This is a genomic window from Micromonospora sp. WMMD964 (assembly GCF_029581455.1).
Lineage (GTDB): Bacteria > Actinomycetota > Actinomycetes > Mycobacteriales > Micromonosporaceae > Micromonospora.
The window spans coordinates 5,567,211-5,593,124 of the sequence record NZ_CP120860.1 but is presented as its reverse complement, the minus strand read 5'-3'; the positions used below and the strand labels follow the sequence as shown (position 1 = coordinate 5,593,124).

At 68.6% G+C, this 25,914-nt stretch carries 27 protein-coding genes and 1 pseudogene; 14 read left to right on the top strand and 14 right to left on the bottom strand.

Annotated features, from left to right (window positions below; all coding sequences use genetic code 11):
- Positions 1 to 55 precede the first annotated feature (55 nt).
- Genes O7616_RS25505 through O7616_RS25495 form a run of 3 tightly spaced genes read left to right on the top strand, consistent with a single transcriptional unit; the run spans position 56 to position 3,818 of the window.
- Positions 56 to 1,903, top strand: coding sequence for a Na+/H+ antiporter NhaA (locus tag O7616_RS25505; RefSeq protein WP_282304335.1), 1,848 nt, complete (start codon positions 56 to 58; stop codon positions 1,901 to 1,903).
- Positions 1,904 to 1,962: 59 nt separating this feature from the next.
- Positions 1,963 to 2,676 (top strand): SDR family oxidoreductase, encoded by a 714-nt coding sequence (locus O7616_RS25500; RefSeq protein ID WP_282304334.1) that lies wholly within the window; start codon positions 1,963 to 1,965, stop codon positions 2,674 to 2,676.
- A gap of 56 nt (positions 2,677 to 2,732) precedes the next feature.
- Complete coding sequence (locus O7616_RS25495; protein WP_282304333.1) at positions 2,733 to 3,818, top strand: LLM class flavin-dependent oxidoreductase; 1,086 nt, start codon at positions 2,733 to 2,735, stop codon at positions 3,816 to 3,818.
- A 201-nt stretch (positions 3,819 to 4,019) separates the two neighbouring features.
- On the opposite strand, the gene O7616_RS25490 is transcribed toward O7616_RS25495, so the two are convergent.
- From O7616_RS25490 to O7616_RS25460, 7 genes and pseudogenes are all read right to left on the bottom strand, one after another.
- Positions 4,020 to 4,979, bottom strand: a complete 960-nt coding sequence (locus O7616_RS25490) for an NADP-dependent oxidoreductase (RefSeq protein ID WP_282304332.1) — start codon at positions 4,977 to 4,979, stop codon at positions 4,020 to 4,022.
- Positions 4,980 to 5,041: 62 nt separating this feature from the next.
- Complete coding sequence (locus O7616_RS25485; RefSeq protein WP_282304331.1) at positions 5,042 to 6,130, bottom strand: Gfo/Idh/MocA family oxidoreductase; 1,089 nt, start codon at positions 6,128 to 6,130, stop codon at positions 5,042 to 5,044.
- A 78-nt stretch (positions 6,131 to 6,208) separates the two neighbouring features.
- Positions 6,209 to 6,790 (bottom strand): TetR/AcrR family transcriptional regulator, encoded by a 582-nt coding sequence (locus O7616_RS25480; protein WP_282304330.1) that lies wholly within the window; start codon positions 6,788 to 6,790, stop codon positions 6,209 to 6,211.
- Between the two features lie 367 nt (positions 6,791 to 7,157).
- Positions 7,158 to 7,487, bottom strand: a complete 330-nt coding sequence (locus tag O7616_RS25475) for a protein-tyrosine phosphatase family protein (RefSeq protein ID WP_348773835.1) — start codon at positions 7,485 to 7,487, stop codon at positions 7,158 to 7,160.
- Between the two features lie 297 nt (positions 7,488 to 7,784).
- Positions 7,785 to 10,055: an MMPL family transporter gene (locus O7616_RS25470; RefSeq protein WP_282304328.1), complete on the bottom strand. Its 2,271-nt coding sequence runs from the start codon at positions 10,053 to 10,055 to the stop codon at positions 7,785 to 7,787.
- Between the two features lie 116 nt (positions 10,056 to 10,171).
- Positions 10,172 to 10,507, bottom strand: a pseudogene (locus O7616_RS25465) (DedA family protein); the annotation flags it as partial.
- Between the two features lie 357 nt (positions 10,508 to 10,864).
- Positions 10,865 to 11,860 (bottom strand): DUF418 domain-containing protein, encoded by a 996-nt coding sequence (locus tag O7616_RS25460; protein WP_282304327.1) that lies wholly within the window; start codon positions 11,858 to 11,860, stop codon positions 10,865 to 10,867.
- A 146-nt stretch (positions 11,861 to 12,006) separates the two neighbouring features.
- On the opposite strand from O7616_RS25460, the gene O7616_RS25455 reads away from it, so the two are divergent.
- From O7616_RS25455 to O7616_RS25430, 6 genes are all read left to right on the top strand, one after another.
- Positions 12,007 to 13,164, top strand: coding sequence for a histidine kinase (locus O7616_RS25455; RefSeq protein ID WP_282304326.1), 1,158 nt, complete (start codon positions 12,007 to 12,009; stop codon positions 13,162 to 13,164).
- Positions 13,161 to 13,799, top strand: a complete 639-nt coding sequence (locus O7616_RS25450; RefSeq protein ID WP_282304325.1) for a response regulator transcription factor — start codon at positions 13,161 to 13,163, stop codon at positions 13,797 to 13,799. The genes O7616_RS25455 and O7616_RS25450 overlap by 4 nt, the downstream gene beginning before the upstream one ends.
- A gap of 354 nt (positions 13,800 to 14,153) precedes the next feature.
- On the top strand, positions 14,154 to 15,125 hold the full coding sequence (locus O7616_RS25445) for an ABC transporter ATP-binding protein (RefSeq protein ID WP_282304324.1): 972 nt from the start codon (positions 14,154 to 14,156) through the stop codon (positions 15,123 to 15,125).
- Positions 15,103 to 15,891, top strand: coding sequence for an ABC transporter permease subunit (locus O7616_RS25440; protein WP_282304323.1), 789 nt, complete (start codon positions 15,103 to 15,105; stop codon positions 15,889 to 15,891). The genes O7616_RS25445 and O7616_RS25440 overlap by 23 nt, the downstream gene beginning before the upstream one ends.
- Before the next feature lie 60 nt (positions 15,892 to 15,951).
- Positions 15,952 to 17,001, top strand: coding sequence for a helix-turn-helix domain-containing protein (locus O7616_RS25435; RefSeq protein ID WP_282304322.1), 1,050 nt, complete (start codon positions 15,952 to 15,954; stop codon positions 16,999 to 17,001).
- A gap of 292 nt (positions 17,002 to 17,293) precedes the next feature.
- On the top strand, positions 17,294 to 17,731 hold the full coding sequence (locus O7616_RS25430) for a hypothetical protein (protein WP_282304321.1): 438 nt from the start codon (positions 17,294 to 17,296) through the stop codon (positions 17,729 to 17,731).
- Positions 17,732 to 17,795: 64 nt separating this feature from the next.
- On the opposite strand, the gene O7616_RS25425 is transcribed toward O7616_RS25430, so the two are convergent.
- The 3 genes from O7616_RS25425 to O7616_RS25415 all read right to left on the bottom strand — a co-directional run bounded on the left by O7616_RS25425 (position 17,796) and on the right by O7616_RS25415 (position 19,553).
- Positions 17,796 to 18,302 carry a hypothetical protein gene (locus O7616_RS25425; protein WP_282304320.1) on the bottom strand — a complete coding sequence of 169 codons (507 nt, stop codon included), beginning with the start codon at positions 18,300 to 18,302 and terminating at the stop codon, positions 17,796 to 17,798.
- Positions 18,303 to 18,407: 105 nt separating this feature from the next.
- A complete protein-coding gene (locus O7616_RS25420) occupies positions 18,408 to 18,659 on the bottom strand; it encodes a transcriptional regulator (protein ID WP_282304319.1) in 252 nt (83 codons plus the stop codon).
- A 57-nt stretch (positions 18,660 to 18,716) separates the two neighbouring features.
- A complete protein-coding gene (locus tag O7616_RS25415; RefSeq protein ID WP_282304318.1) occupies positions 18,717 to 19,553 on the bottom strand; it encodes an SDR family oxidoreductase in 837 nt (278 codons plus the stop codon).
- Between the two features lie 112 nt (positions 19,554 to 19,665).
- On the opposite strand from O7616_RS25415, the gene O7616_RS25410 reads away from it, so the two are divergent.
- From O7616_RS25410 to O7616_RS25395, 4 genes are all read left to right on the top strand, one after another.
- Positions 19,666 to 19,920: a helix-turn-helix domain-containing protein gene (locus tag O7616_RS25410; RefSeq protein WP_282304317.1), complete on the top strand. Its 255-nt coding sequence runs from the start codon at positions 19,666 to 19,668 to the stop codon at positions 19,918 to 19,920.
- Entirely contained in the window at positions 19,866 to 20,210 is a 345-nt protein-coding gene (locus O7616_RS25405) for a hypothetical protein (RefSeq protein WP_282304316.1), read from the top strand. Before O7616_RS25410 ends, O7616_RS25405 begins: the two co-directional genes overlap by 55 nt.
- Before the next feature lie 192 nt (positions 20,211 to 20,402).
- Complete coding sequence (locus O7616_RS25400) at positions 20,403 to 21,062, top strand: hypothetical protein (protein ID WP_282304314.1); 660 nt, start codon at positions 20,403 to 20,405, stop codon at positions 21,060 to 21,062.
- Positions 21,063 to 21,228: 166 nt separating this feature from the next.
- Positions 21,229 to 21,387 (top strand): hypothetical protein, encoded by a 159-nt coding sequence (locus O7616_RS25395; RefSeq protein WP_282304313.1) that lies wholly within the window; start codon positions 21,229 to 21,231, stop codon positions 21,385 to 21,387.
- A gap of 169 nt (positions 21,388 to 21,556) precedes the next feature.
- Here the strand turns inward: O7616_RS25395 and O7616_RS25390 are convergent, their stop codons facing one another.
- From O7616_RS25390 to O7616_RS25375, 4 genes are all read right to left on the bottom strand, one after another.
- Complete coding sequence (locus O7616_RS25390) at positions 21,557 to 22,081, bottom strand: hypothetical protein (RefSeq protein WP_282304312.1); 525 nt, start codon at positions 22,079 to 22,081, stop codon at positions 21,557 to 21,559.
- Between the two features lie 391 nt (positions 22,082 to 22,472).
- Positions 22,473 to 23,258, bottom strand: a complete 786-nt coding sequence (locus tag O7616_RS25385) for a nucleotidyltransferase domain-containing protein (protein WP_282304311.1) — start codon at positions 23,256 to 23,258, stop codon at positions 22,473 to 22,475.
- Positions 23,259 to 23,290: 32 nt separating this feature from the next.
- Complete coding sequence (locus tag O7616_RS25380; protein WP_282304310.1) at positions 23,291 to 23,932, bottom strand: hypothetical protein; 642 nt, start codon at positions 23,930 to 23,932, stop codon at positions 23,291 to 23,293.
- A gap of 381 nt (positions 23,933 to 24,313) precedes the next feature.
- On the bottom strand, positions 24,314 to 25,303 hold the full coding sequence (locus O7616_RS25375; RefSeq protein WP_282304309.1) for a hypothetical protein: 990 nt from the start codon (positions 25,301 to 25,303) through the stop codon (positions 24,314 to 24,316).
- 34 nt (positions 25,304 to 25,337) lie between these two features.
- Here O7616_RS25375 and O7616_RS25370 point away from each other — a divergent pair, with 34 nt between their 5' ends.
- The gene (locus tag O7616_RS25370; protein WP_282304308.1) at positions 25,338 to 25,802 is read left to right on the top strand and encodes a hypothetical protein; all 465 of its coding nucleotides are present in this window, start codon (positions 25,338 to 25,340) and stop codon (positions 25,800 to 25,802) included.
- Positions 25,803 to 25,914: the final 112 nt, after the last annotated feature.

Genomic DNA, 25,914 nt, shown 5'->3' with positions numbered 1-25,914 from the left:
AGCGATGCCGCAGGTGCACCAAACGATGGAGCCCGACCCGACGACGTCGATGGTTATGACACCCATCGGGTCGGCGGCTCGGCGCGGCTTCCCGCGTACCGGATCGGCCGGCGCGACGCTCCTCGTCGCCGCCGTCGCCGTCGCCCTCGTCTGGGCGAACCTGCCCTCGCTCGACTACGACGGCTTCTGGTCCTGGGTCATGACCATCCAGGTCGGCCCCTGGGCGGCGCACCTCGACCTGCGCACCTGGGTCAACAGCGGGTTGATGACGTTGTTCTTCCTCGTCGTCGGCCTCGAAGCGCGCCGCGAGTTCGATCTGGGCGATCTGCGAGAGCGGCGACGCCTGGCCCTCCCGGTGCTCGCCGGTGCGGCGGGCATGGTGATTCCGGTCAGCATCTATCTGATCGTGAACCACGGGGGAGCCGGTGCCGTGGGGTGGGGCATCGCGATGTCCACCGACACCGCGCTCGCGCTGGGAGCCTTCTCCCTGATCGCAGCGCACGCGCCGGACCGAATCCGAACCTTCGTCCTGACCGTGTTCGTCGTCGACGACCTGGTGGCCCTGATCGTGATCGCCCTCGCGTACAGCGAGCACATCGCGGTGCCGGGCATGGTGGTGGCAGTGGTGGCCTACGCCGGCCTGCTGGCAGGGCGCCGGCTGCCGCACCGGCTCCGCGGATGGAGCTTCGCGCTCGGCACGGTGGTGACCTGGGCCGGGTTGCTCTCGGCCGGCGTCGACCCGGTGGTCGCTGGGCTGGCCGCGGGGCTGGCCACGACGGCGTACACGCCCAGCCGCACCGAGCTTCAGGAGGCGACCAGACTGGTCCGGCTCTTCCGCGAGCAGCCGTCGGCGAAGTTGGCGGCGGTGGCCACTCGGAGCCTGACCGGTGCGCTGTCGGCCAACTCCCGGATGCGCCATACCCTGCACGCCGCGACCAGCTACGCGATCGTCCCGCTGTTCGCCCTGGCCAACGCAGGAATCGTCATCGACGGTGACTCGGTGCGCCAGGCACTTCGATCGCCGATCACGATCGGTATCGTCCTCGCCTATGTCGTGGGCAAGCCGGCTGCCGTCGTCGTCGCCTCCTGGCTGGCGGACCGTCTCAGCCGAGGTTCGCTGCGCCCACCCGTCGGATGGGGCGCGGTCCTGGAGAGCGGCACGATCGCCGGGATCGGCTTCACCGTGTCGCTGTTGATCGCGAACCTGGCCTTCACCGGCGACGCGCTCGACCAGGCGAAGATCGGTACTCTCGCGGCCGCGGCCGGCGCGGCTCTGCTGAGCTTCGCCGTCTACCGCGTCATCGAGACCCTCCCGGCCAGAACACAGGCGCGGGCGTTGCTCGGCAGCGCGGGCCCGCTTGTCGACCTGGCGGAGCCGGTCAACGACGACCGTGACCACATCCAAGGCCCACCCACCGCCGTCGTCACCGTCGTCGAGTACGGCGATTTCGAATGCCCGTGGACCGCGATGGTCGGCCCCACCGCCCAGGAGCTGCTCATCGAGAACGCCGACGTGCGCTACGTGTGGCGGCATCTGCCCCTGCCGGACGTCCATCCGTACGCGCAGACAGCCGCCGAGGCCGCCGAGGCCGCGGGAGATCAGGGCGCGTTCTGGCCCATGCACACCCTGCTGCTCGAACGCCAGGACCGGCTCGCCCCCGAAGACCTGATCGGGTACGCCGAGCAACTCGGCCTCGACCTCGACAGGTTCCGCGACGACCTGGCCCGCCACCGGCACGAGGCCCGGGTTCAGCGGGATGTCGATTCAGCCGACCGCAGCGGCGTGGCCGGCACCCCCACGTTCTTCATCAACGGTCGGCGTCACGAGGGACCCCAGGACCTCGCCACCCTCAATCGCGTCATCGAGGAGGCACGGGCCCAGGCCACCGCCGTGCACCGTTGACCAACTCCGCCTGACGCCCTCGATGGCGTGCGCCTGGATCCCCGAAGAGGAATTGAGTTATGCACAGTGACCTGGAAAACCGATCAGTGCTGGTGATCGGGCGCAGCGGCGGCATCGCCGGCGCCATCGTCTCCGCCGTACGCGCCTCCGGCGCCACAGTGGTCGTCGCCTCCCGCAACCGCGATGCCCTGGCCGACGCGTACGGCGAGGAGGTGACCATCGAATCCGTCGACGTCACGGATGAGGTGAGCGTGGCGGCGCTCGCTGAACGGCTGGGTCGCGTCGACCATGTCGTGTCGACAGCGTCGGCCCGGGCTCGCGGACGTCTGAGCGACCTGCAGCCCGCCGCCGTGCTCCAGTCCCTGTCGACCAAGGTGCTCGGCCCGATCCTACTGGCCAAACACCTCGCGCCTCGCATGCCGCAGGACGGCAGCTTCGTCTTCTTCTCGGGCGCGACCGCCCGCAAGCCGGCGCCGGGCATGCTGGCGGTCGCAGCCACCAACGGCGGCGTCGACGCGGTCACCCGGGCATTGGCTGTGGAACTCGCACCGCTGCGGGTGAACTCAGTCTCGCCGGGCACCATCGACAGCGGTGCCTATGACGCGCTCGGCGAGCGGCAGAAGGCCGACCTCTTCGCGAGTCGGGCGGCGCGCAACCCGGCCGGTCGGGTGGGCCACCCGGACGATGTCGTCCGCGCGGTCCTCTACGCCCTCACGAGCACCTTCACGACCGGCGCCACGCTGGCCGTCGATGGTGGCGAGACGTTGGTCTGACGATGGTGCCTCAGCAGGTCCCACGTTCGTTTCGGTTCGAGGTCAGGGGAGTGGCAATGGAACAACGGCGCGGCACCGACCTGCCGACAGGCGCGGCCCAGGATGGACGGCACGGGACGAGTCCCGTACCCCTGTCGATTCTCGATCTGGTCGTCAGGGGCGCCGGGCACCGGCCGGCCGACGCGCTCCAGCAGTCCACGACACTGGCGCAGGCCGCCGAGCGGTGGGGTTACCGGCGCTTCTGGGTCGCCGAGCACCACAGCTTCCCCGCCTCGAGCAGCCCGGCGCCTGCTGTTCTCCTCGCGCACCTCGGTGCCGCGACCCGCTCCATCCGGCTGGGGTCGGGAGGAGTCATGCTCACCAACCATGCACCACTGATCGTGGCCGAGCAGTTCGGCGTCCTGAACGCCTTCCACCCCGGCCGCATCGACCTGGGCGTCGGCCGAAGTCCCGGCGGTCTGCCGTCGGTCATGCAGGCGCTACGTCGCAGCGGCGAGGGCTCGGGTGGCAACAGTTTCCGCGACGACGTCGAGGAGCTTCTGGGGTTCCTCCGCAACGACTTCCCGGAGAACCATCCCTACCGTCGCGACAACGTACACGTGGTGCCGGCGGCACCCGCCCTTCCCGTCTGGACACTCGGCTCGGGAACCACCGGTGCGGAGGTGGCCGCACGCCTCGGCCTGCCGTTCGCGGCTGCCTTTCACATCAATCCCGTGCAATCCCTGCGGGCCGTCGACGAGTACCGGAGAACGTTCCGGCCGTCCGATGCCCTGGCCGCACCACACGTGATGGTCTCCGTGAACGTCACCTGCGCCCCGACCGCGCCCGAAGCCGAGCGCCTGGCTCGGCCGGGTGCGCTGATGATGATGCTTGCGCGGCAGGGGAAGCAGGCCGCCCTTCCCAGCCCGGACGAGGCGGAGAACCGCCCTTACACGCCGGAGGAGAAGGAGTTCGTCGAAGGCTGGCTGGGCAACGTCATCCACGGGGCGCCCGACACGGTGCGCGAAGGTCTGACAGAGCTGCAGCGGCGAACCCAGGCCGACGAGTTGATGCTCACCTCGTTGATCTACGACGCCGCCAACCGCATACGTTCCTTCGCCCTCGTCGCCGAAGAGTTCTCACTCAGCACAAGCTCCTCCTGACCAGAGCCAACGGGTGTGCGGTCTCTAGATTGCCCGCTCTTCCGATGCCTGTCCGGTGACTGGCAGCACCACCCAGAGCTACCGGAGGTTCGCGCCTTCTGCGCCGCCTTGGACCTCCCGCTTGGTGCTGCCCTGCGCCCCCTCTCCCATCGTGACGCCGGTGATCCGCTTCCGGGTCGGAGAATCTGCTCGCCGGCGACCTCACAACTCGATGACGAGCCGGCCCCGGACGCCGCCGGCCGCCAAGAGCCGGTGGGTCTGTGCCGCGTGCTCGGGCGGGAAGGTGTCGGCGACCCGGAGGCTGAGCCGTCCTTCGTCGGCGAGCCGGCGGAGCAGGTCGAGCTTGTCGCGTCGCCCGTCGTAGTCGTGCACGTGGGCATAGGTGAGGGTCACCCCGCTCGTCGCGGCCGCCCGCTCGAACGCCGCCTGGTCCGGCCCGCCGCGTACGTACGCCAGGGTGCCGCCGCGGCGGACGGCCGTGAGCAGCGGGGCGCCGATGACCGCGGCGTCGACGACCGCGTCGACGCCGTCGGGGGTGAGCGCGCGGAACCGGTCGGCGACCCCGGGCCCACGGTCGACGACGCTGTCGGCGCCCAACGACGCGACGAGATCGGCGTCGCGTGGGGAGGCGTCGGCGAGCACGCGGTGTCCGGCGACCCTGGCCAGTTGTACGGCGTAGCCGCCGACCGCCCCGGCCGCGCCGGTGACGGCGAGTGTGCCGCCCGGGGGCAGTCGCAGCTGGTCAAGGGCGTGCAGGGCGGTGAGCCCGTTCATCGGGAGGGTGCTCGCCTCGGCGTGACTCGCCCCGACCGGTGCCGGGACGACCCACGACTCGGGGAGTACGACCCACTCGGCATAGCCGCCGCCCGCCGGGCGGGTGGGGTTGACCATCGCCATCACCCGGTCGCCGATGGCGAGGCGGGTGTCGGTGCCGGGACCGATCTGGTCGATGGTGCCGGCCACGTCCAGGCCGGGGATGACCGGCTCGTGTCCGCGTTGTCGGATGGGCGTGACGCCGGCCCGGATCAGGGTGTCGGCGGGGTTGACGGCCGCGGCGCGTACCCGGATCCGGACCTCGCCCGGTCCAGCGTGCGGGGTGGGCCGTCCGACTACCTCCAGTACGTCCGGTCCACCGTGCCGTAGCAGTCCGATCGCTCTCATGTCATCGGCTCCAGATCGGGGGAGGCGGCCGGCGCCCCGGGGCGCCGGCCGCCGGTTGGTCACTACAGGGATTGAGCGATGCCGGTGGCCGACGAGCGCTCGACGGCGTCGATGAGGCGGTGCCGGTTGAGGGCGTGCGCGAAGTCGGGCACGGTATGGGCGCCGTCGGCCAGGTCGCGGGCCAACTGCGCGTAGAGCCGCGCGACGCTTGCGGCCGGGGTTCCGGCCAGATCCGCGGGGATCCCGTCCGAGTAGGACGCGGGGACTTCGATGGTGGTGGCGGTGGCGTCCGCACCGCGGCCACCGGCGAGGGTGAGCTGGGCGACCTGCATGTTGCCCCAGTCCGAGGTCAGGACGAGGTCGCCGTCGCTGCCGTTGATCTCCCACCGGAGGTTCTCGCCGCGCGACGCGCCGCCTCGGTAGAAGACCGAGGCGGCCGCGCCGGAGGTGAGCGTGCCGATCAGGGCGACCTGATCGGCCACCGTGACGGGGATCCGGGTGCCGTCCTCGGCGATCGTCGTCTCCTTGCGCGCCACCACGAGGTTGGCCGCGACCTTGTCGAACTCGCCGAGGACGAAGTGCACCGGGTCGAGGGCGTGCAGCGTGGCCGAGGTGAGCGGGGTGGCGCCGTTGGTGTTGTCGAACCAGTAAGCCTGGCTGCGGTTGGCCACTCCGCCCCACACCATGCCGGAGCCGACCAGGGTGGTGCCGAGCACCTCGCCGACGTATCCGTCCCGGATCAGGTCACGGGCGTGCTGGACCTCGGGGGCGTAGCGTCCCTGAAGCCCGACCACGGTACGGACGCCGGCCCGGCGGGCCAGCTCGGCGAGGCGCTCGGCCTCGGCCAGGCCGTTGGCGAGCGGCCACTCGCTGTAGACCATCTTGCCCGCCTCGAGCGCCGCCGAGATCAGCTCGAAGTGCTGGGTCACCTGCACCGCGACGACCACCAGGTCCACCCCTGGATGGTTGATGAGGTCGTTGTGGTCGTCGTACCCGGGCACCCCGTACCTGGCCTCTGCGGCCTCCGCCGAGCTGCGCCGGGACGTGCTGACCGCGCGCAGGTCGAATGACGGGGATGCCGCGATCGCCGGGATGTGCGAGACCGACGCCCACGCGCCGGGCCCGATGATGCCCACACCTGTCTGTTTCATCCGCTTACTCCATCATTATCTTGAGTGATCGTTACAGAATCTGGGTACGACGGGGGCCCGAATGGCCCAGGGAACCGGTCAGTCCAGGCAGCTCAGCGCAACCTCGGCGGAACGCATCAGGGTGGACCGGTCGGGGTTGATCCCGCCCATCACCCGTAGGCCCTGAAGGCTGGTGACCAGGAAGGCGGCGAGGTCCGAGGCGCTGCGTCCGCTGCGGATCTCACCCCGCAGCTGTCCCTCGGCGAGCACGTCGAAGAGGGCGGACTCCAGCGACCGAGTCGTCGACCGGAGCCGCTCGGCGACCCGCAGGTCGTCGCGGGCCCGCTCGACCGTGGCGCTGACGATCAGGCATGCCCGGTGTTTCCCGTCCCGGGCGATCTCATCCACGGCGGCGATGAAAACCTCGCGGATCACCTCCCGGGCGTCGTTGCCCGAGTGCAGCATGTCGATCAGGGGCGTCGCGTACCGCTGCCGGTAGAGGTCGAGCGAGGCCAGGTACAACCCCTCCTTGCTACCGAAGGCGGCATAGATCGAGCCGCTGCCCAGGCCCGTCGCCTCGCTGAGGTCGCGGATCGAGGTGCCCTCGTAGCCGTGGCGCCGAAACGCCTCCATGGCCGCGGCCACCGCCGCATCGATGTCGAACTCCCGGGTACGAGCCATGCAGCCAGCGTACGGCTAACTGGAACGATCGCCAAAGAATTGTGGCTCCGCCCACTGGGGTCTGTTCCATAAGAACTGGCCGGCCTGCGGCAGGCCCGGACGACGACCGGCGGCGTTGCGGTGGCATCCGGATACAACACCGGTATCCGGACACCACCGTGCCTTGCCGGATCGCCGCCCGGACTCCGCCTCGGCTCGACCGCCCTTATGAAACAGACCCTAGGTGCGGTGATCGTGGGCGTGCTTCCCGAGCGACCGATGTGGTTGCGGGCGTGGTGCCGCCTGGTAGAGAGGTGTGCGCAGGTCAAGGCGGTAAGGAGTCGTTGGTGAGCTTGGCCTTGGAGCCAGAACCAGTTCCCGGGAGCGGCTATCGGAACCGGGAGACGAAGCGGCGCTGCCAGGGGGTCTCGACGGCACGCGGAGCGTAGTGCTGCCGGACATAGGCGACTGCCTGGTCGTTGGGTACTCCGTCGATCACGGCGAGGCAGGCGAGGGCCGTGCCGGTGCGTCCCTTTCCGCCCCCGCAGGCGATCTCGACGCGATCGTTTTCGGCGCGGGCCCATGCCTCGTACAGCGCGTCGGCGGTTGTCGCACGGTCGGATGGCAGCCGGAAGTCGGGCCAGCGCAGCCATCGATGCTCCCACGCCACGGGCGTCGGCTGGCGGCCGAGAAGGTAGAGCGCGAAAGTGGGCTGCATGCCCTGCGGGAGCGGGCGTCTGAGTGCCCGGCCGCGGACAAGTCGGCCGGAGGGCAGTCGGAGCACGCCTGCCGCTGTGGGGTCCCAAGTGCTCATTCGTGGTCAGGGCCGCCGCGCCCTTTCGGGTGCGTGTGCCCGTCCTCCTTTCGGTTCGGTGTGTGTAGGTCCGACGTCGGCGCCTTCTGCCAGCACGCCCTCCTCTCCATTGCTCGTGACATGTCAGATCCACGCCGTTCGGGCAGATGGCGGCCTGGGTCGCGAACACTGTGTGTGTGTCCGGCTGCCCACCCCGCCCGGCTACCGGTCGCCGGTCATCAGGATGACCTGCGTGTCGGAGTCGGGGTCGCTGTCGTGTCGGGTGACGTGGGCCGGACGACGGCTGGCGAGGAATCGCGGGGCCCACCAGTTCGCTTCGCCGAGCAGCCGCATGAGGGACGGCAGGACGACCGCGCGGATGACCGTGGCGTCGATCAGGATCGCGGCGGCGAGCCCCACGCCGAGTTGTTTGAACTCGACGATCGACAGGGTGGCGAAGATGCAGAAGACGGCGACCATGATGATCGCGGCGCTGCTGACCGTCGACGCTGACGAGACGATTCCCTGCTCGATCGCCTGCCGGGTCGGTACGCCCCGCTGGACCGCCTCGCGGATGCGGCTCACGACGAACACGTGGTAGTCCATCGAGAGCCCGAAGAGGATGACGAACAGCATCAGCGGCAGCCACGACACGACCGCACCGTTGGAGGTGAACCCGAGCAGGTCTTCCGCCCAGGTGTGCTGGAACACCAGCACCAGCAGTCCGTACGAGGCGGCTACGGAGATCGTGTTGAGCAGGATCGACGTCAACGCCACCACCACCGACCGGAACGTGACGAGCATGATCAGGAATGTCATGCCGAACACGAACGCGACAACCGGCGGGAGTGCCGCCGCCATCTGGTCGCGGAAGTCGGCGTCGCTCGCGGTACGGCCGGCCACCGCCCACTCCGTATCTGGGACCGTGCCGACCGTCTGCGGCAGCAGTTCGGTGCGCAGCCGTCGCAGCGACTGGGTCGCCTCGCTGCTGTCGCTGGTGCCCGCCACGTGGACGGTGGCCAGGAAGACAGTGCCGTCGGCGGATTTGCGCACGGTCGGGGGACGGTCCTGTGCGAACCGACTATCCCGCATGATCCGGCTGGAAAGCTCGGAGATCTCCCGCTCCACCAAAGGTCGGGCGGCGGCCTCGGTGCGGATCGCGACGACATGGCCGGTGCCCAGGTCGTTGCTCGGGAACGCCTCGGCCAAGCGGTCGTAGCTGCGCAGGATCGGGATCGAGCGGGGCAGGTCGGTGACGGTCGGCCGCTTGAGATTCATCTGCAACGCGGGGACGGCGACGACAACCAGTACTCCGGCGGAGAGCACGAACGTCACGAGCGGTGCCCGCAAGGCCGGCCGCAGCACCGCCGCCCAGAAGCGGCTGCGTTCCGCCCGCTGGATTCGCCGACCGAGGAAAGGCACTCGTGGCCGATCCACCCAACGTCCGAGGGTGACCAGGATCGCGGGTAGCACGGTGAGAGACCCGATCACCGCGACCCCGACGACCAGGATCGAGCCGGTTGCCATCGAACTGAACGTGTTGTCGCCGACCAGGAACAGGCTGGCCATGGCGACCATGACGGCGAAGCCGGAGACCATCACCGCGTGCCCCGAGGTGGCGGCCGCGACTTCGACCGCGCTGCGATGGTCACGACCGCGGGCTCGTTCCTCCCGCTCACGGCGCAGGTAGAACAGGGAGTAGTCGACGCCGACCGCCATGCCGATCAGCAGGATGATGCTGCTGACCAGTTCCCCGGCCGGGAAGACATGCGAGGCGATCTGCGCCAGCCCCATGGCACCGGCGACGGCCGACAACGCCAGCACGACCGGCACCCCGGCGGCGATCAACGCACCAAAGCTGAAGAGCAGGATCACCAGCGCCACCGGAACGCTGATCAACTCCGCCTTGACGAAATCCGCCGCCAGCGTCTCGGTCAACGCCTTCGCCAGGGACGCCGAACCCACCTGTTCCACCCAGAGGTCGGGATACGCCTGCTGCGCCCGCGTCGTAGCCTCCAACAGCGGTCCTACCCGCGTGTCCGCGTCGTTCGCCGAACCGGTCATCTCGACCTCGACCAGCACGGCGTCCCGATCGAGGGAGGTAACCGGATCAGCCACCCTCGCCACCTCCGGCAGCCCGCGCATCCGCGCCGACAGTTCGACCGCGACAGCCTGCGCACGTTCGAGATCCAGTTCGCCGGTTCGCGCCGTGATCAGGACACTCTCGGCTGCCGGAGCCTCCGGGAACTCGCCGGCCTGCTCGATGCGGTCCGCGCGGGCCAGTTCTCCGTGCAGGCTGTCCTGCGTGGTGGCCTGCACCGTGCCGACCAGGCTCCCACCGACCACGCTGGCCAGCACGAAACACAGCCAGGCGGCGATCGCGAGCCAGGGATGGTTCGCGCTCCACCGGCCCACCCGGCTGGTGAACGACGTACGGACGGTATGCGGTCGGCGGTGCCCCGTCGGTGCGGGGTTCACCACACCCGGGGTCATCGGCGATTCTCCGACCGGCGCGGAATTCCGTACACGCTGCTGCGTACGACTGAGGCCGGATCGTCGGTCCCGGATGGCTCGTACGCCCCGACGCGTGTTCCCCACCCGTACGGTTGCGGCAACCGAGCCGCGATTACGCGGACCCGGTCCCGCCCGAACGCGACGCCGAGGCAGTACAGCATCGCCGCCCCCAGCACCGAACCAATCGTGGTCCAGATGACCGCGGCGAAGCGACTCATCCTTCCCTGACTGGCCGTGAGTCCGGCCAGCGGCAGGATGACCTCGGTCGGGATCGGCGGGAACAGGTTCTCCAACGCGACCGCCAAGCCCGCCCCAGGAGCGCCGAACCGCTCCATCAGACCAGTCACCAAACCGACCAGACCACCCGGCGGCGGATCAGATTCCCGTGCCAACAGGCCAGCATGCATCGACGCGTGCCACAAACGGATCATGCCGACAACGCTATGAATTCACCACGGCCCGGACCATGAGGCCAACCACCGGCCCCAACAGGCCGACCTCAATGGCCAGGGTGCGGAAAACCACACTCCCACCGAACACTCAAAGGCAAGGTGGCGCCTGCTGGGCGGTCAGCGACCGGCACACGGACCCACGGTGTGCCGGGGGTCGACGCCAGACGCCGCGTGATCAACATGGGCAATGCTGCCGCCAACAGGTTCGCCAACGGTCACCGCCCAGGATCAACGAGAACCTGCACCGCCTGACCAGCTCAACCCCGACGTTCGGCCTCGCACCCCGTCCGGACCGCACAAACATCCCGCCCATCCGCACCATGGCAGGTTCGTCCATCAGGCGCGGCGGATCGGCACCCGCTGCCACCAGGTGAGGCACCGCCAGAGCCATTCGAGCGGACCGTAGAGGAAGGAACGCAGCCACAGCACGCTGAAGATCGCCTGCACGACCCCGATCGCCAGGCCCAGTGCGACCACGGCGCCGTACGGAGGCCGGGATCCGATGTCGAGCAGCACGTCACCGGCCACGATCAGGAACGACGCGGCGACGTAATTGGTGAGCGCCACCCGACCCAGCGGGGCCAGCAGCGCGCCGAGCGGCCGTCGCAGGGCGGTTCGCATCAGCAGCAGGAACCCGACGGTGAAGAGGAAAGCGAACGCGAGACCGGCCGGCAGGACGCGGTAGTTGGCGGTCGCACCGACTCCAGCCCGGAACTGCAACCAGCCCATCACCGCGGCGACCGGCACCGCGACGGCGAGGGCGAGGGCGAGTTGCCGGCCGCGCGACGGCAGCGTGTCCGGGATGTCGTACTCCGCGATCGCCAGGCCGAGCAGGAAAAGGCCCGGGATGATGAAGACACCGTTGAAGGTCAGCGCGGCGGCGAGGGTCGACACGATGCCCAGCCCGAGCGCCCAGCCGCGGGACAGGTACGACGCCGGCAGGAGCACGACCAGCCCGAACGCGGCGTAGAACTTCAACACCTCGCCGGGCTGGATCAGGGTGTGTAGCGCGCCGAAGAGACCCAGCCAGAGCAGCCGGCGCAGCAGCACCAGCCGGGGGCGGTCGCTGCGCCGGGCCGCCGTACGCAGGAAGAGCGAGAAACTGATCCCGAAGAGCAGCGAGAAGATGGGAAACGGCCGCTGCACGAAGAGCAGCTCCCAGACGTACGCGCCGACGTGCTCGTCGGCCGGTCCGGAAACCCGGTTCAGGTGGGTCATCTGGACGATGTTGAACATGACGATGCCGAGGAGCGCGAGCCCACGCAGCGCGTCAAGTTCGTCGATGCGGTGGAACCCGGCCGGTTGCGCCACGGGATCAATCGAATGTGCCATCCGGCAATGCCACAGCAGTCGTACCCGGTCGAGGCAGGCCCGGAGGTCGCCTCCGCAACCTACCTTCGTCGCGTCCCCTGGTCCCTTCGTCGCTACCCGTGTTGCTCGCCGCGCCGATCCCGGCCGGCCCGGCTAACCTGCAACGCATGAGCGCGGTGGACCGCCGAAGGGTGCCGCCACTCGTCGTCGACGTGCTGCTGGTCGTCGTAGCGGCGGCGGCCGGCGTGGCCCGTGAGGTCGCCTTCCCGAGCGCCGGGTCGAGGCATCTCCCGGCCCCTGTCTGGGTCCACGCGGCGGTGCAGGTCGTCGCGGCGGTCACCCTGCTGCTGCGTCGGCGTCGGCCGTACCCGATGGCCCTGGTCATCGCCGGCGTCAGCCTGCTGGTGCCGGCGTCGGCGGTCTTCCTCGCGCCGTACGCGGTGATCGTTTATGGCCGCGACCGGCGGCGGTCCTGGGCGGTGATCGCGGCGCTCGCGGTGTGCTGGCTGCTCGGCGCGCGGCTCTGGACGGTCGACGACCCGTTCAGCGGGCCCGGACTGTTGGCCATCTCGGCCTTGCTCGGCCTCTATGTGGGTGCCCGCCGCAGGCTCGTCGCGGAGCTGCTCGACCGCGCTGAACGCGCTGAGCAGGAGCGGCTGCTCCTCGCCGAGCAGGCCCGCATCGACGAGCGGCTGCGGATCGCCGGCGAGATGCACGACGTGGTGACTCACCGGATCAACCTCATGGTGCTGCACGCCGGGGCGCTGGGCACCAGCACCACGGATCCCGCCGTTCACAGCGCCGCCGAGGAGCTGCGGACGACGGGCTGCCAGGCGCTGGCCGAGCTGCGCGACCTGCTCGGCGTGCTGCGGCACGGCGACCAGTCGACGACCCGCGCCGCAGCGCAGGAGCCGTCTGCGGAGGGCGACCTGAACGATCTCGTGACCGACTCGCGCGCGGTCGGTCTGGCGGTCCGTCTCGACGAGGAGGGTGACCCGTCGGCGCTGGCACCGGCCATGCGGCGCACCCTCTTCCGGGTGGTGCAGGAATCCCTGACCAACGTGCACAAGCACGCTCCAGGCTCGCAGGTGACAGTGTCGATCCGGTACCAGCCGGATCTGGTCCGCGCGACAGTGACGAACGACCGGCCGGACCGCGCCCCCGACCCGGACCTCGCCGCCGCCGGCGAGGGTGCCGGCCTGGCCGGCCTGCGGAGTCGGGTCGACGTGCTGGGCGGCACCCTGACCGCGGCGGCGACCCCGGAGGGCGGCTTCGCGGTGCGGGCGACCCTGCCCGGGTACGTGCCGACGGGCGTGCCGCGATGATCCGGGTCCTGCTCGTCGACGACGAACGGATGGTCTGCGCCTACCTGCGGACGATTCTCGAAGCAGCCCCGGACGTCGAGGTCGTCGGCGAGGCGTACGACGGGGCGGAGGCCGTGGAGGCGGTGACCCGGTACCGGCCGGACCTGGTCCTGATGGACCTGCGGATGCCGGGCGTCGACGGGCTCACCGCCATCGAGCACCTCACCCGGTCCTCGGCGCCACCGAGGATCGTCGCGCTGACGACGTTCGACCTCGACGAGTACGTGCTGCGGGCGATGCGGGCGGGTGCCGTCGGTTTCCTGCTCAAGTCCACGGCGCCGGAGGACCTCGTCATCCTGGTGCGGGTCGCCGCCGCCGGGCACACGGTGTTGTCCCCGACGGCGACCCAGCGGCTGGTGTCGAATCGGCACGACGGAGAACGGGTGCGGGAACGGGTCGCCGCGCTCACCCCCCGGGAGGTCGAGGTCCTCGGCTGTCTCGGCGCCGGCCGCTCCAACCAGCAGATCGCCCGACGACTCTGCCTCTCCGAGGCGACGGTCAAGGGGTACGTTTCCCGCCTGTTGGAGAAGCTCGGCTGCGACAACCGGACCCAGGCGGGTCTGTTGGCGCACCGGGCCGGCATCCCGGCGAACTGAGAGCACCCGGCGCACCGGTCACCGATCGGCCGTCGGCAACCGGTGCGAGGCGTGGGCGCGCGCCGCTCACGCCCATCGCACCGCGTCCGCGTGGTCCAGCCGCGGCAGGCGCGCGTACCACGGGTCCTTGCCGGGGGTGGCCGATGTCGAACGGGATGCGTTACACGTCGTTTGACCTGACGTGCGATCTGACCAAGGCAGCCCTCGGACCTTTCCAGACGCCCGCACGGCATGACCTGCCGGCGCACCTGACTCGGGGGCGATCCCGGCGGTCGCGGCGTGGCGGCGGCCGGGGCTGACGAACGGGCTACCGCTTCCGATGTTCGGCAACGGTCTCGGCGTCATGTCAGCCGGATGCTGACCTGGATGCCAGATAGGAACGCCGACGACGATGTGGGTATGACAAGCGACATCGCCCTACTCACCGAGGACCTGACCAAGTTCTACGGTCAGCGCCGCGGCATCGAGGGCCTCAGCCTGGAGGCTCGCGCCGGGGAGGTGGTGGGATTCCTCGGACCCAACGGAGCAGGCAAGACAACCACGATCCGGCTGCTACTCGACTTCCTGCGCCCCACCCGTGGACACGCGAGGGTGCTCGGACTCGACCCACGCAAGGACAAGGCCGAACTGCACCGTCAGATCGGCTACCTGCCGGGCGAGCTCGTGTTTCCCGGGCGGGACAAGGCGGAGGACCAGCTGCGCTTCTTCGCCGCAGCACGCGGCGGCGTGCCCTGGTCGCAGGTGACCGAACTCGCGGAGCGGCTCGAGCTGGATCTCTCGCGCTCGGTACGGACGATGAGTAAGGGCAACAAGCAGAAGGTCGGGTTGGTGCAGGCGTTCATGCATCGGCCGGCGGTGCTGGTCCTGGATGAGCCGACCAGTGGGCTGGATCCACTCATGCAGCAGGAGTTCCTGGCCATGGTCCGCGACGCCAGTGGTGCCGGGCAGACCGTCTTCATGTCCTCTCATGTCCTGGCCGAGGTGCAGCAGGTGGCCGACCGGGTCGCCATTGTGCGGGACGGCCAGTTGGCCGCGGTCGAGCGGGTTGAGTCGCTGGGAAAGCGGGCGGTCCGTGCCGTCGAGATCCATTTCGATGATCCGGTGGACCCGGCAGAGTTCAGTGTCCTGCCCGGAGTCAGTGACGTGGTGGTGTCCGGGCCGGTGCTGAAATGCACTGTCGACGGCCGCATCGACCCGCTGATCAAGGCGGCGGCTCGTCATGAGGTGGTGGACATGTTGTCGGCCGAGCCCGACCTGGAAGAGACGTTCCTGTCGTTCTACTACCACGGGGAAGGAGCCGGCGATGCTTCCCGCGCTGGTGCGTAAGACCTGGCGTGACGACCGCCTGGCATTGATCGGGTGGGCCGGCGGCGTCGCCGCTTTCACCGCCATCTACACCTCGTTCTACAGCCAGTTCCAGGGAGCCGCGGAGCTGAAGCAGGACGCGCTGCCCCAGGGCATGCTGGACTTCCTCGGCATCGCCGACATGCTGTCACCGGCCGGCTATCTGCAGGCGACCATCTTCAGCCTGGTCGGCCCACTGCTGGTCCTGATGTGCGCCATCACGCTGGCGGCCCGCACGATCGCTCGGCCGGAGGAGGACGGTGGCATGGAGCTGATGCTGGCGAACCCGGTGTCGCGCGCCGCTTTCGCCCGGCAACGCGTGGCCGCTGCCGGCAGCGCGCTCACCGGGATCGCCGCCATCCCCGGGATTCTGCTGATGATCATCGTTCCCTGGATCGGCATGGACATCGCCCTGTCCAACGTCGCTGCCGCGTCCGCAGGTCTGGTCGCCCTGGTCTGGAGCTTCGCCGGCGTCGCCTTCCTCGTTGGTGCCGCCACCGGAAAACGGGCCGCCGTCCTCGCGATCACCGGCGGCCTTGCCGTGGCCACCTACATGGCCAACGCCATCGGCGGCATGCTCGACGGGTGGAACTGGGTGCGCTGGCTCTCACCGTTCCACTACTTCATCGGCACGGACCCGCTGCACACCGGCTGGCACCCGACCGAGCTTTCCACCCTCGTGCTCCTCGGTGCCGCAACCACGACCGCCGGAGTCATCGTGTTCGACCGCCGCGACATCGGTGTGTAAACCTGAGGCTGGTGGCCGCCGTGCACCGGCCGCCACCAGCACGCCGACGAGGAACAGCCCGTGAACGACGCCGATTGGCTGGTGGCCAACTGCCAGGATCTGCTGTACGTCGCGGCCAGTGCCCGGCGTCAGGCAGCGATCAACCTGGGTGCCCGCGCAGCAGATGAGGGGTTGACGCTATGCGAGCTCGTTACCGCTCTGCTGGATGCCACGAATGCCCGCTGGAGCGCCACCCCGGCCGAGCCGGCCGACGCGGCCGCCGCCGTGCACTCCCGCGCCGGGGCCCTGTTGGACACCGCCCGTGCCCTGCTCACCGCAGCTATCGACGGCTACAACCGGCAGAACCGTGCCGAACTGGATCGCCACGACAACGAACGTGCCAATTTCGTCAACGACCTACTCACCGGCCGCGCCGACCCAGGCGGTCTGGCCGAGCGCGCACACCGCTACGGTATCCGCCTGTCGGCCACCCACACCGTCCTCATCGCCCGTGCGGCCGGCCTGACTCCCGGCATCGCGCACCGCATCGATGCCGCGCTGGCCTCCAGGTTCGGCGAGGGCAACACCCTCACCACCCTTCGCGACGGCGACGTGGTCTGCATCAGCGCCGGCGGCCTACGCGGCATCGCGGCCGAACTCGCCCACCTGCTCCTGACCGAACTCGGCGCTGGGAACTGGCAGATCGCCGTCGGCCGCACCCAACCGGGGGTGCACGGCCTGGCCACGTCCCTCGACGAAGCCCGCCACACCCTCGACTACGCCGTCCGGCTCGGCTTCACCACGCCCATACTCAATGCCGCGGACCTGCTGGTGTTCCCGGTGCTGTTGCGTGACCGGGACGCCATCACCGACCTGGTGACCACGGTCCTCGGGCCACTGACCACGGCTCGGGGTGGTGCCGACCCGTACCTGGAGACCCTGACCGTGCTCTTCGAAAACCAGGGCAACCAGACCGCGGCCGCCCGGCAGCTGCACCTGTCTGTCCGCGCGATCACCTACCGACTCGAGCGCATCCGGGACCTGACCGGCTACCACCCCGGCGAGCCGACCCAACGCTTCACACTGCAGACAGCCGTACTCGGCGCTCGACTGCTCGGCTGGCCGCCATAGCCCAGGCCGGCGACGCCGACCGGGGCCAGCCCATCGGAGTCGGCGGCCACGGCAGCGCACTGATCGGTCGCGACACGCGGTGGGCGGGTAGGTTGACCCCGCCCAGCGCGTGTCCTCGACACGTCGCCAATCCACGGTGAGGTCGCATCGCCGCGCCGACGTCTTCGGTAACGCCTGACGTGAATGCCGGGACGGCGAGCGGGATCCGGCTCGACGTCGTCGAAGCCGACCTGGCCACGATCGGGCACGCCACGAGCTGGCTGCCGTTGCCTGACAAGGGAGAGGATGAGTCATGCTTCATGCCTTCGTAGCGGAACCACCGTGCGCAGTGTGCGGGCGACCGGCGGCACACGTCGAACTCGTCGCTCCCGCTAGCCAGCCGGCGGACTTGCATCGCTGGTCACCGCAGCAGCGCGACGCCTACAACGCTGCCCGACGGTGCCACGACGACCAGCAGTGGTGGCTGGTGTTCTCCGGGATCGTGGCGGGCAACGGATCCGGCAGGCCGGTGGACCCGGCAGAGGCGCAACGGATCGCTGACGCCTTCACCCGGCCGTACCGGTACGCCGCCGTAACCTCTGCGGGCTTCTACGACGACGCCGGATTCTGCGGCCAGTGCGACGCACCGTACTGCTACCACCATTGGAACGTCTCCAGCACTGGTTACGGACGATGCCCTCAAGGCCACGGCAAGAGCCTTGATCCGCACTGGTGGCCCGACGATCTTTGAAGGCCTGCGAGCGGAACACAGTGGAAGTGCGTCCACAAGGCTGGCGGAGGCGCCGGGGTCGCGCTCAGTGCGTCCAGCCGGCGGCGTGAAGGCTGTTGTGGAACCAGCCCCCTCGACTGAGCGGCTGGACGGACTTGCCGTCGTCGAGGTCGTGCGGGAAAAGGGCCAGGACTTGGGCGAGATCCTGCTCCGCCGGTCGGGGTAACTGCAGAAGTGCCTCATCGAGGGTCAGCCCGTTCGCCTTGACGAACTCGGGATGCTTCCGGAGGTATGCCGCGACGTGGTCCACTACGGCGGCGAGACGCTGGCGCAGCCGGGCGGCGTCGGGTGCGTCACGGCTGTCCCGTAGGTCGACCAGTTGCCAGGTCGGTCCGAACACCGGCACCAGTTGTGAGCCTGCCGCGTTGAAGAATTCCAGGGGCCCTCGACGGGTGTCGGTATCACCGAACCCATCCTCGATCATTTGCCGTACGTCCGAGTAGACGTGCGCGTAGGTGTCGTCGGAGGCGATGGCGACGATCGTGGTGGTCGTGCGGGGCGTGGTGACGATTGTTGTCGAAGATCCGTCCACTCTGCTTTCCTCCCGTACAAGCATGACGTGGAAGTTCGTCTATGCCTCCAGGGTAGGCAGTCAGGTCAACCGCTGACGTGCCGATGGGGCCTGACATCCGCTGACTCACCTGCGCCGCATGATCGCGTGCAGCGTCCTGCTGCTCCCCACCTCCGTCACATCAATGAGTTCCCACCCCATGTGGCTGAGGTAGTCGGCGGCGGCGAGTGCCTGACTGATGCCGGCCCCGCCGAGGGCATTGGCGGCCACGGCAAGGTGCCGGTGCGGGTAGGCACGTAGATCGACCAGTTGCTGCAGAACCGCCGCTGCGGTGATGGCGCGGGTGCGAGCAACAGAATCAATGGTCTCGCGGGGCATGCCACGACGATAACGGGCCGGCCTCCGCCGGCCCGACCCATGCCGTAGGTGAAGCAGTCACACTGCCTCCGGCGGCCCCTGGCCGACGGAGAAGCCGAGATGGGCCCCTCCGGAGGCGTCGATCACCTGGCCGGTCACCCAGCGGGCCGCCGGAGAGGCGAGGAAGGCGACCACCTCCGCGACATCCTCCGGTTCTCCAACACGGCGCAGGGCCGACAGGCCGGTCACGGCCTCGCGGAGCGCCGGCTGGGCGTCGAACCACGCCGCGTTGACCTCGGTGGCGGTGGTGCCGGGCATCACCGCATTCACCGTGATACCCCTGGCGCCGAGTTCCTGCGCCAACGTGACGCTGAACGTGTTGATCGCGCCCTTCGTCATGGCGTACGCAAGTGTGTCCGGTATTGCGATCCGGGTGGCGACGGACGAGACGTTGACGATCCGGCCGCCGTCCCGAAGCCGGTCTACGCCATGCTGAACCACGAAGAACGGCGCCTTGACGTTGATCGCGAACAACTCGTCGAAATCGTCCGGCCGCGCCGTGGCCAACGTCGGCGTGGCCCCGCCGATCGCCGCGTTGTTCACCAGCACGTCGACGCCAGGCCGTACGCCACGCTCGGCCAGACCGGCCTCCACACCCGCCCAGAGCCGATCTGCGTCACCGGCGACGCCAAGCCGCGCGCCGACCGCGAACGCCGCGCCGCCCGCCTCGGTGATCTGCGCAACGGTTTCCTCGGCACCCGACCCGTCCGTGCCGTAGTGCACTGCGACCAGTGATCCGTCCCCGGCGAGACGCTTGGCGATCGCGCGACCGATGCCCCGGCTCGCGCCGGTGACAAGACTGGTAGTGCCATCCATCGTTCTCAACTTTTGTCTCCTGCTCCTCGTATCGGGCAACCGGACCGACCATCCGGCCCCGGTTGGCCAGGCCGCAACGCAGTGAGAGAAGACAACGTCCGGTTGCCGCACTTCCGCCCGCCGGGGAGGGCTGCGCGCGTACGCTCGTTCGATGCGCTGGGACGCCGAGGAGAAGCGACAGCGGATCCTGGCCGCGGCACGGCGCGCCTTCGCCGACAAGGGTGCGGACGTCACGGTGGCTCGGATCGCGCGCGACGCCGGCGTGTCCGTCGCCACCGTCTACCGGCGTTTCCCCACCCGCGACCGCCTCATCGCCGACGCTACGCCGATCAGTGGAAAGACTGCGCGACCATGCACGCCGCAGCCCTGCGCGACCCCGATCCTGCGCGTGCGCTGCGCGAGCTGATCCGAACGCTCTGCGCATATCAGTTGCAGGACAGGGGCTTCACCAGGGCGTACGTCGACGCGGTGGTATCCGGACACGGGCTGGACCACGAGCGGCAGCAGACCGACCGTGTCATCGCCCGACTCCTGGAGCAGGCGCAGGCGGCCGGCACCGTTCGCGCCGACCTGACCGTCGCCGACTTCCGGCTACTGATCGCCGCGCACCACGGCGTCGTCCTGGCCGCCGGGCCCGACGCCGCAGCGGATTCCCAACGCTACCTTTCACTGATGCTGCGTTCGCTCCAGTCATGACAACGGGTGCGCCGCAGCGGTGTCGCTCGTCATCGCCGTCGTCATCGCCGCCTGGAACGTCAGCCGGCTGGCGGCGCCGAGCGTCGTGCCACGCGTGAACCTGAAACGCTGAACCCGGCACCGGCCCGCACGTCGACCGGAACCCCCGAGCGGGCCATGCCGGCGCGCATCATCGGGGATAGGGTGCCGCGCATGGAGTGGGACTACGAGGCGTATCGGTTGATCGATCCCGGTGAGGCCGAGCGGCGGTTCTCGTTGTCTGTACATGTCGGTTATCCCTACGCCGACCCTGCCGACCAGCAGGAGATTCGGCTGTTCGAGGGCGATTGGACGGTCGACGGGGACCTGATGTCGGCATTCGACTTCACCCGGCCGCCGTACCACGTCATCATCGACGGCGACCTGACTCACGTCAGCGAGCTGACCTGGGTGACCGACGACCGCTCCTCGTTCTTCCTGGTCTGTGGCGATGTGGAGGCCCGGGCGGTGACGCTCGGCGGAGTCACCGCAGGGCCGGAAATGGTCATCAGCGGGAGTCTGGTGGCATACGAGGGCGTACTCGGCGACTGCGACGACCCCGGCGGCCGGCTCGTTGTCCACGGTCGTACGCACACCCCGATCGCGTTGGTACTCGACGCCTTCGTCATGGATTTTCGTCGGTCGCTGGACGGCGTCGCCGTCGGCGAACCCAGCGCCTTCGTCGGGTCGCATCCTGTCGCCGGCTATGCGGACGCACTGCGCCCCGGTCTTATCGTCGACGGCGAGTTCGACAGGGAGGCAATCTGGGAAGACCTCAGCGCTGGCGGCGCCGCTTCCCTCCTGTGGTCGCAGTACACCCCTCGGTCGGACTGACCGCTTCTGCGGTGGCAGACAGGTGGATCCGGGCCAGGGTGTCGGTGAGGCCGGCCTGCCACCCGGTCTACCTGCCGGCGCCGGCTGCAGTGGCAGGCGGCCGAGGTACCGAATGATCACCGTCCGAACCTGATTGGGCGGGCATCCGTAACGGCCGCTCGGACAGATGCTGACGGCGCGTCCGGCGGTCGCGCAACTCTCCGACGACGACCAACGGCTGCTCGCCCTGGCCGGCAGCCTCGCCACCGGGCAGCCGGTCGACCTTGCCGCGAAAGCCGCCGTGCGGGCCACGAGCACGCGGCGAAGGTCGCCGAGGCAATGGTGATCGCCGCCGGATACCACATGAAGTACGAGGTCGAGGCGACCGAGCGGCTCACCACGAGATTCGCCAAGGCCTGAGAGCGGAATGGCGGGGCACCCTCCGGAGCACGGTTGGGTGCTCGGGTGGAGAGCGCCGCTCTGCCCCTCTCGCGGACCTCGACGTCCCGGTCGAACTATGCGATCTCGTGCTCGCGTGATTTCGCTTTCGTCACACTGTCGTTCATGCCGAGGTCGGCGGGGTAGCTGGCGAAGTGCTTCAGGTCGAACTTGCGTACGGCCGTGGCCCACGGGTTGTGCGTGGCCGTGTGGACGAGGTGCTCGAAATGGGAGAGGTACGTCTCGCCGCGCTGGGCCCGCTCCGCGAGGATGTAGGGCTCCAGGATGCGCCACGCCTGCCGGGAGCGGTAGCTGACAGTGCCCATCAGAAGCCTTGGATCGACCGCCTCGAACGCCAGCATCTGGCCCAGACCGTTGTAGTAGAGAGACAGTCGGACCACGTGGTGGCGGGCCTCGACCGGTAGGGCGCTGACGCTGATACCGGGTGGCGGGTGTCGGGCGGCAAGCTCGTTGAGGACGAAGTCCTCCGCGCGTATGAACTCGTCGCTGGATCGGTCTCGGGTCAGTAGCTCGATCGCAACGAGGGTCTGGTTGGCGGTCTGCGCCGAGCGCAGTTGGCGTACCGCGAATACGACTGTCACGACAACCGCGATCGCGGACCCGCATGCCGCTACGACGTCCGCCAGGTCGGATATCACAAGGCCCGAGGGTACCGAACCGAGGCGAGCATCGATGGCTGCCTTCCCCGCGCACCGGACTGGCGTGAGGTTCCCCCGGTAGCTCGGAGGCTTTCGATCATCCTCTGATGGAGCTGAAGGGAGTCATCCGTGGCTGCGGAACTGGATCCGCCAGGACGAGGCCGACCGGGGTCAGCGTGACGACCGGCCGACGACCTCGGAGGTGGAGGAGTTGCGGCGGCTGCGGCGGGAGAACGCCGGTGAACGTCCGCGCCTTGCCCTGGTGCGGCATCTGGGCTGCGCTGGCAGCCAGTGTGTCGACGCTTCACTCCAGCGCATCGTCCTCCTCCTTTCCTCAGTGGCGCGGATCTGAGGCGCGGGAGCAGAGGATGTTGATCGCCGTGGTCTGTTCAGCGGTGAGAGGAATTGATTCATCGCCGTCCGCGCGCTCGAATCCGCCAGCAAGGGATAGCACCTCATTTCTCCATGCTCCACCGAAATTCGCAAATAGCCAGGATTCCAGGGGACGCAGGGTCGCCACGGCTCTCTCCCACTCCGTGTAGGTCGGCACTAGGCCAAGCTGCCGGCTCCGAATCCCATCGTTGGCTCGGAACCTGCGCCATGCTTCTCGCAGACCGGACCACCGCCCGCCTTGAAGCATGACCCAAGAGAAGAGATAAACGTGGACGGCCTGTCCCGCTAGGAGTCGTAGCTCTTGAGCGTCGCGGATCCCGACCATGTCTTCGATGACTCTAGCGAGAGAGAACCGCAGCCCGTCCACGGCCGCACCTGACCGTTCAGTCGGGGATGAAAAGGATTCCCGAATCGACTGGATAAGTGCCTCCACGCGGAAGTCGATGCAGTGGATGATTCGGATCGACGCGAAAATTCCATCCCACGGGGCCTCCTCGTTGATGAGCATGCGGCGATGGAGAAATTCAAGACTCTGAAGTGAGGTTATGTTCAGATCCACTTGTTTGGTGTGGAATCGAAATGGTGTGTGCCGCGACTCCGTAACGACAATCAGGTCGAAGTCGGAATTGGCCGAGTAGGTACCCCGGGCACGGCTCCCGTATTCGAGGAGAGCGAGATAGTCGCTCAACGTCGCTCGAAGTTCCTCGGCGATGGCGGTGAGGTTCATAGGATGCCAATCTTCAGCTCGGAAGCGGGCAACTACCAAGGGACTGCGTCCGAACCCTCCGTGCGCTTCAGGACCATAGCCCTCGACTGTGCGACGAGCCTTCTAGCCTCTCGCGCCTTGGCGAACGATGCATTCTTCATGTGGATCTGCCCAGTAGTCGCGAGCCTATAGATTGACTCGAAGTGCTGAAGGTACACGTCTGATCCAATCTCCTTCCGTGTCGCGCGAACCACTGGCTCCATTACGAGCCAATAATCCACAACAGTTGGAACGAAATATGCCTGTTCAAGTGTTGCAGGGATCATGCCGTGGACAGCGAGGAGCGCGGCGTACTCCAAGGTCGCTAGATCTTTCCGCAGCTCGGACAGGGTGTGGGGTCCATCGTCAGCAGGTCCGGTTTTGCGAAGGAACTCGTCGAGTTCCCGCAGTCCATTCTTTCGACCAAGGATGGCCTCAACCTCATCTCTGTGACGATAGAGGAAGCTCCGGCTTCGGCGCGCCGAACTCGACTCCAGTTGCTGCATCAGCCCGAGAATTCCCTGCAGCTGCCGAGCGGAAAGAGACTCCTTGAACTGGCGCAATGCAATCCATGCCGCGACTATGACAATTGCAGCTGCTAGCGCATCAGAGATTGCTGATATGGCATCCCACGAAACCTGCACTGGCTCCTCCACCGCCGCATCGTTTTGAGAACCATCGTTGCAGGCCGAGGCAAGGCGAAGGGGCGGTGGACTCATTGCAGTTGTTGAAATAGGCTGCGATGGTGGTCGGGAGCGACGTCAAAATCTGACGGGCGACCGAAGCCGGTCACGCATCCGTCCCGGTTTTCTCGGCGTCTTGCGATCTGCGGCCCGGTCGTGGTCGGCGCCTGGGTATGGGGGACTCGTAGCGGTTGTGGGGTCGGCGTGGCTGTCGGCGTCGTCTTCCTCCCAGCGCCGGCCGGCGCGTTCGCCGTCTCGCAGGCGAGGGCAGGCCGGGAGCATTCTTCGACTACGCTAAGTCACCGCAGGCGGGGACGGCGGTGCCCGGATCTGCCGACGAGCGGATGTCTATGCCTACGCGCTCTCCGGCGGTTGGACGCGCTGCTGTGCTGGATGGCGACGGTGGCCGTCGGATGGATCGGCCTGCCGATGGTCTGATCGACATGACTCAACGGGACCGGTGCTTCGGTTGTTCGGTATCGCCTGGATGGGAACGGATGTCGGGCGGATCAGGGTGATGCCGTAGGCGACGAGCCACACGACCCAGATCAGCCAGCCGACGAGGCCGAGGAGACCGACCGTACCGGGGTCGTCGATGGCCAGAGGGCTCAGCACGGCCGAGCCGAACTGGAGTGCGGCGGCAAGCAACCCGATCCCGCTGTGCCAGCGGCGGATCAGGCCGGCGCGTCGGCCGCTGATGGACAGGCCGGTCATGGCCAGTGCCAGGAAGGTGCCGTTGAAGACGAACAGCGCGTTGTGTAGTGCCCAGAGCCCGGCGATCGTGCTGCTGTCCTGCGCGGTCGTTGACGCGAGCGCGAGCCGGGTGGCCATCACGCCGGTGAAGGTGATGTTCTGCATGATCACCCCGGCGAACCCGACCAGGGACCAGGCGCTGCCTTGCTCGAGGTCGGAACGCCACAGCACGGAGACCGCACCGGCGCCGAACAGGGTGGCCAGCACCCAGGCGATCGGGGCGAGTGCTGACGCGAGGCCGACGGTGTCCTGTCGGGTGGTGAAAAACTGGACGACGTCGTTGGTCTCAGCGCCGGTGTGGGGCAGGCCGGCCGGCACCAGGAAGGCGTTGGTGGAGGCGATCAGGATGGCGAAGCCGAGTCCGGCGAGTCCGGCGATCCGCGAGAACGTCCAGGTGCTTGCGACGCCGAGTTTACGGAACATATATCCAATATAAGTCCCGAAAGGTGAAGGGGGCAAGCCATTGACCGCGGAGACAGGCAGGCGGAAGTACGAATCACTGCGCCGGGTGGCGCAAGCGGCAGAGACGAGGGGTGAGATCGCCAGCGCCGCTCGTCGACTTTTCTTCTCCCGCGGCTGGGCGGCGACCACGGTACGTGACGTGGCACGGGAGGCGGGGGTCTCGGTGCCGACCGTCTACGCGGTGTACGGAAACAAGACCGGGCTGATCCAGGCCCTGGCCGACGCGGCGGACATCGCCGCAAATCCATCGCAGTCGCTCGCCGAACTGGAAGAGGCCGAGAACGATCCGGTGCGGCAGCTCGCGGCGATGGCCGGCTACGACCGGCGGCTCTTCGAGCGCGCCGGTGACATCATCGCGCTCGTACGCGAGGCGGGCCGCACCGAGCCTGCGCTGGCGAACGTCTACCGCGACGGCCGTCAGCGGGGGGACGAGACCAGGATCCAGGTGTTCTCGTCGTGGCCGGGCGGCGTTCTCCGGCAAGGACTAGACATACGGTCGGCCGTCGATATCTACGCGGCGATCTGCAACATCGACGTCTACACCACGCTGACCGGCGAACGCGGCTGGCAACCCGATCACGTCGAGCGCTGGTGGGCCGAGGCCCTGGCCCGCGAACTCCTGGCCTGAAGTGTCATGAGGCGCCTCATGACACTGATGCTCATACGCCGACCCTACACTCCATGATCATGGCGGTCGTCGGCCGGGCGCGATAGTCGCGCACCTCGAGCTCTCGCCCGAA

Coding starts and splice junctions, on each gene's coding strand:
- O7616_RS25505 (WP_282304335.1), top strand. CDS start 56: ATGACACCCATCGGGTCGGCGGCTCGGCGCGGCTTCCCGCGTACCGGA.
- O7616_RS25500 (WP_282304334.1), top strand. CDS start 1,963: ATGCACAGTGACCTGGAAAACCGATCAGTGCTGGTGATCGGGCGCAGC.
- O7616_RS25495 (WP_282304333.1), top strand. CDS start 2,733: ATGGAACAACGGCGCGGCACCGACCTGCCGACAGGCGCGGCCCAGGAT.
- O7616_RS25490 (WP_282304332.1), bottom strand. CDS start 4,979: ATGAGAGCGATCGGACTGCTACGGCACGGTGGACCGGACGTACTGGAG.
- O7616_RS25485 (WP_282304331.1), bottom strand. CDS start 6,130: ATGAAACAGACAGGTGTGGGCATCATCGGGCCCGGCGCGTGGGCGTCG.
- O7616_RS25480 (WP_282304330.1), bottom strand. CDS start 6,790: ATGGCTCGTACCCGGGAGTTCGACATCGATGCGGCGGTGGCCGCGGCC.
- O7616_RS25475 (WP_348773835.1), bottom strand. CDS start 7,487: ATGCAGCCCACTTTCGCGCTCTACCTTCTCGGCCGCCAGCCGACGCCC.
- O7616_RS25470 (WP_282304328.1), bottom strand. CDS start 10,055: ATGACCCCGGGTGTGGTGAACCCCGCACCGACGGGGCACCGCCGACCG.
- O7616_RS25460 (WP_282304327.1), bottom strand. CDS start 11,860: ATGGCACATTCGATTGATCCCGTGGCGCAACCGGCCGGGTTCCACCGC.
- O7616_RS25455 (WP_282304326.1), top strand. CDS start 12,007: ATGAGCGCGGTGGACCGCCGAAGGGTGCCGCCACTCGTCGTCGACGTG.
- O7616_RS25450 (WP_282304325.1), top strand. CDS start 13,161: ATGATCCGGGTCCTGCTCGTCGACGACGAACGGATGGTCTGCGCCTAC.
- O7616_RS25445 (WP_282304324.1), top strand. CDS start 14,154: ATGCTGACCTGGATGCCAGATAGGAACGCCGACGACGATGTGGGTATG.
- O7616_RS25440 (WP_282304323.1), top strand. CDS start 15,103: ATGCTTCCCGCGCTGGTGCGTAAGACCTGGCGTGACGACCGCCTGGCA.
- O7616_RS25430 (WP_282304321.1), top strand. CDS start 17,294: ATGCTTCATGCCTTCGTAGCGGAACCACCGTGCGCAGTGTGCGGGCGA.
- O7616_RS25420 (WP_282304319.1), bottom strand. CDS start 18,659: ATGCCCCGCGAGACCATTGATTCTGTTGCTCGCACCCGCGCCATCACC.
- O7616_RS25410 (WP_282304317.1), top strand. CDS start 19,666: ATGCGCTGGGACGCCGAGGAGAAGCGACAGCGGATCCTGGCCGCGGCA.
- O7616_RS25405 (WP_282304316.1), top strand. CDS start 19,866: ATGCACGCCGCAGCCCTGCGCGACCCCGATCCTGCGCGTGCGCTGCGC.
- O7616_RS25400 (WP_282304314.1), top strand. CDS start 20,403: ATGGAGTGGGACTACGAGGCGTATCGGTTGATCGATCCCGGTGAGGCC.
- O7616_RS25395 (WP_282304313.1), top strand. CDS start 21,229: ATGCTGACGGCGCGTCCGGCGGTCGCGCAACTCTCCGACGACGACCAA.
- O7616_RS25385 (WP_282304311.1), bottom strand. CDS start 23,258: ATGAACCTCACCGCCATCGCCGAGGAACTTCGAGCGACGTTGAGCGAC.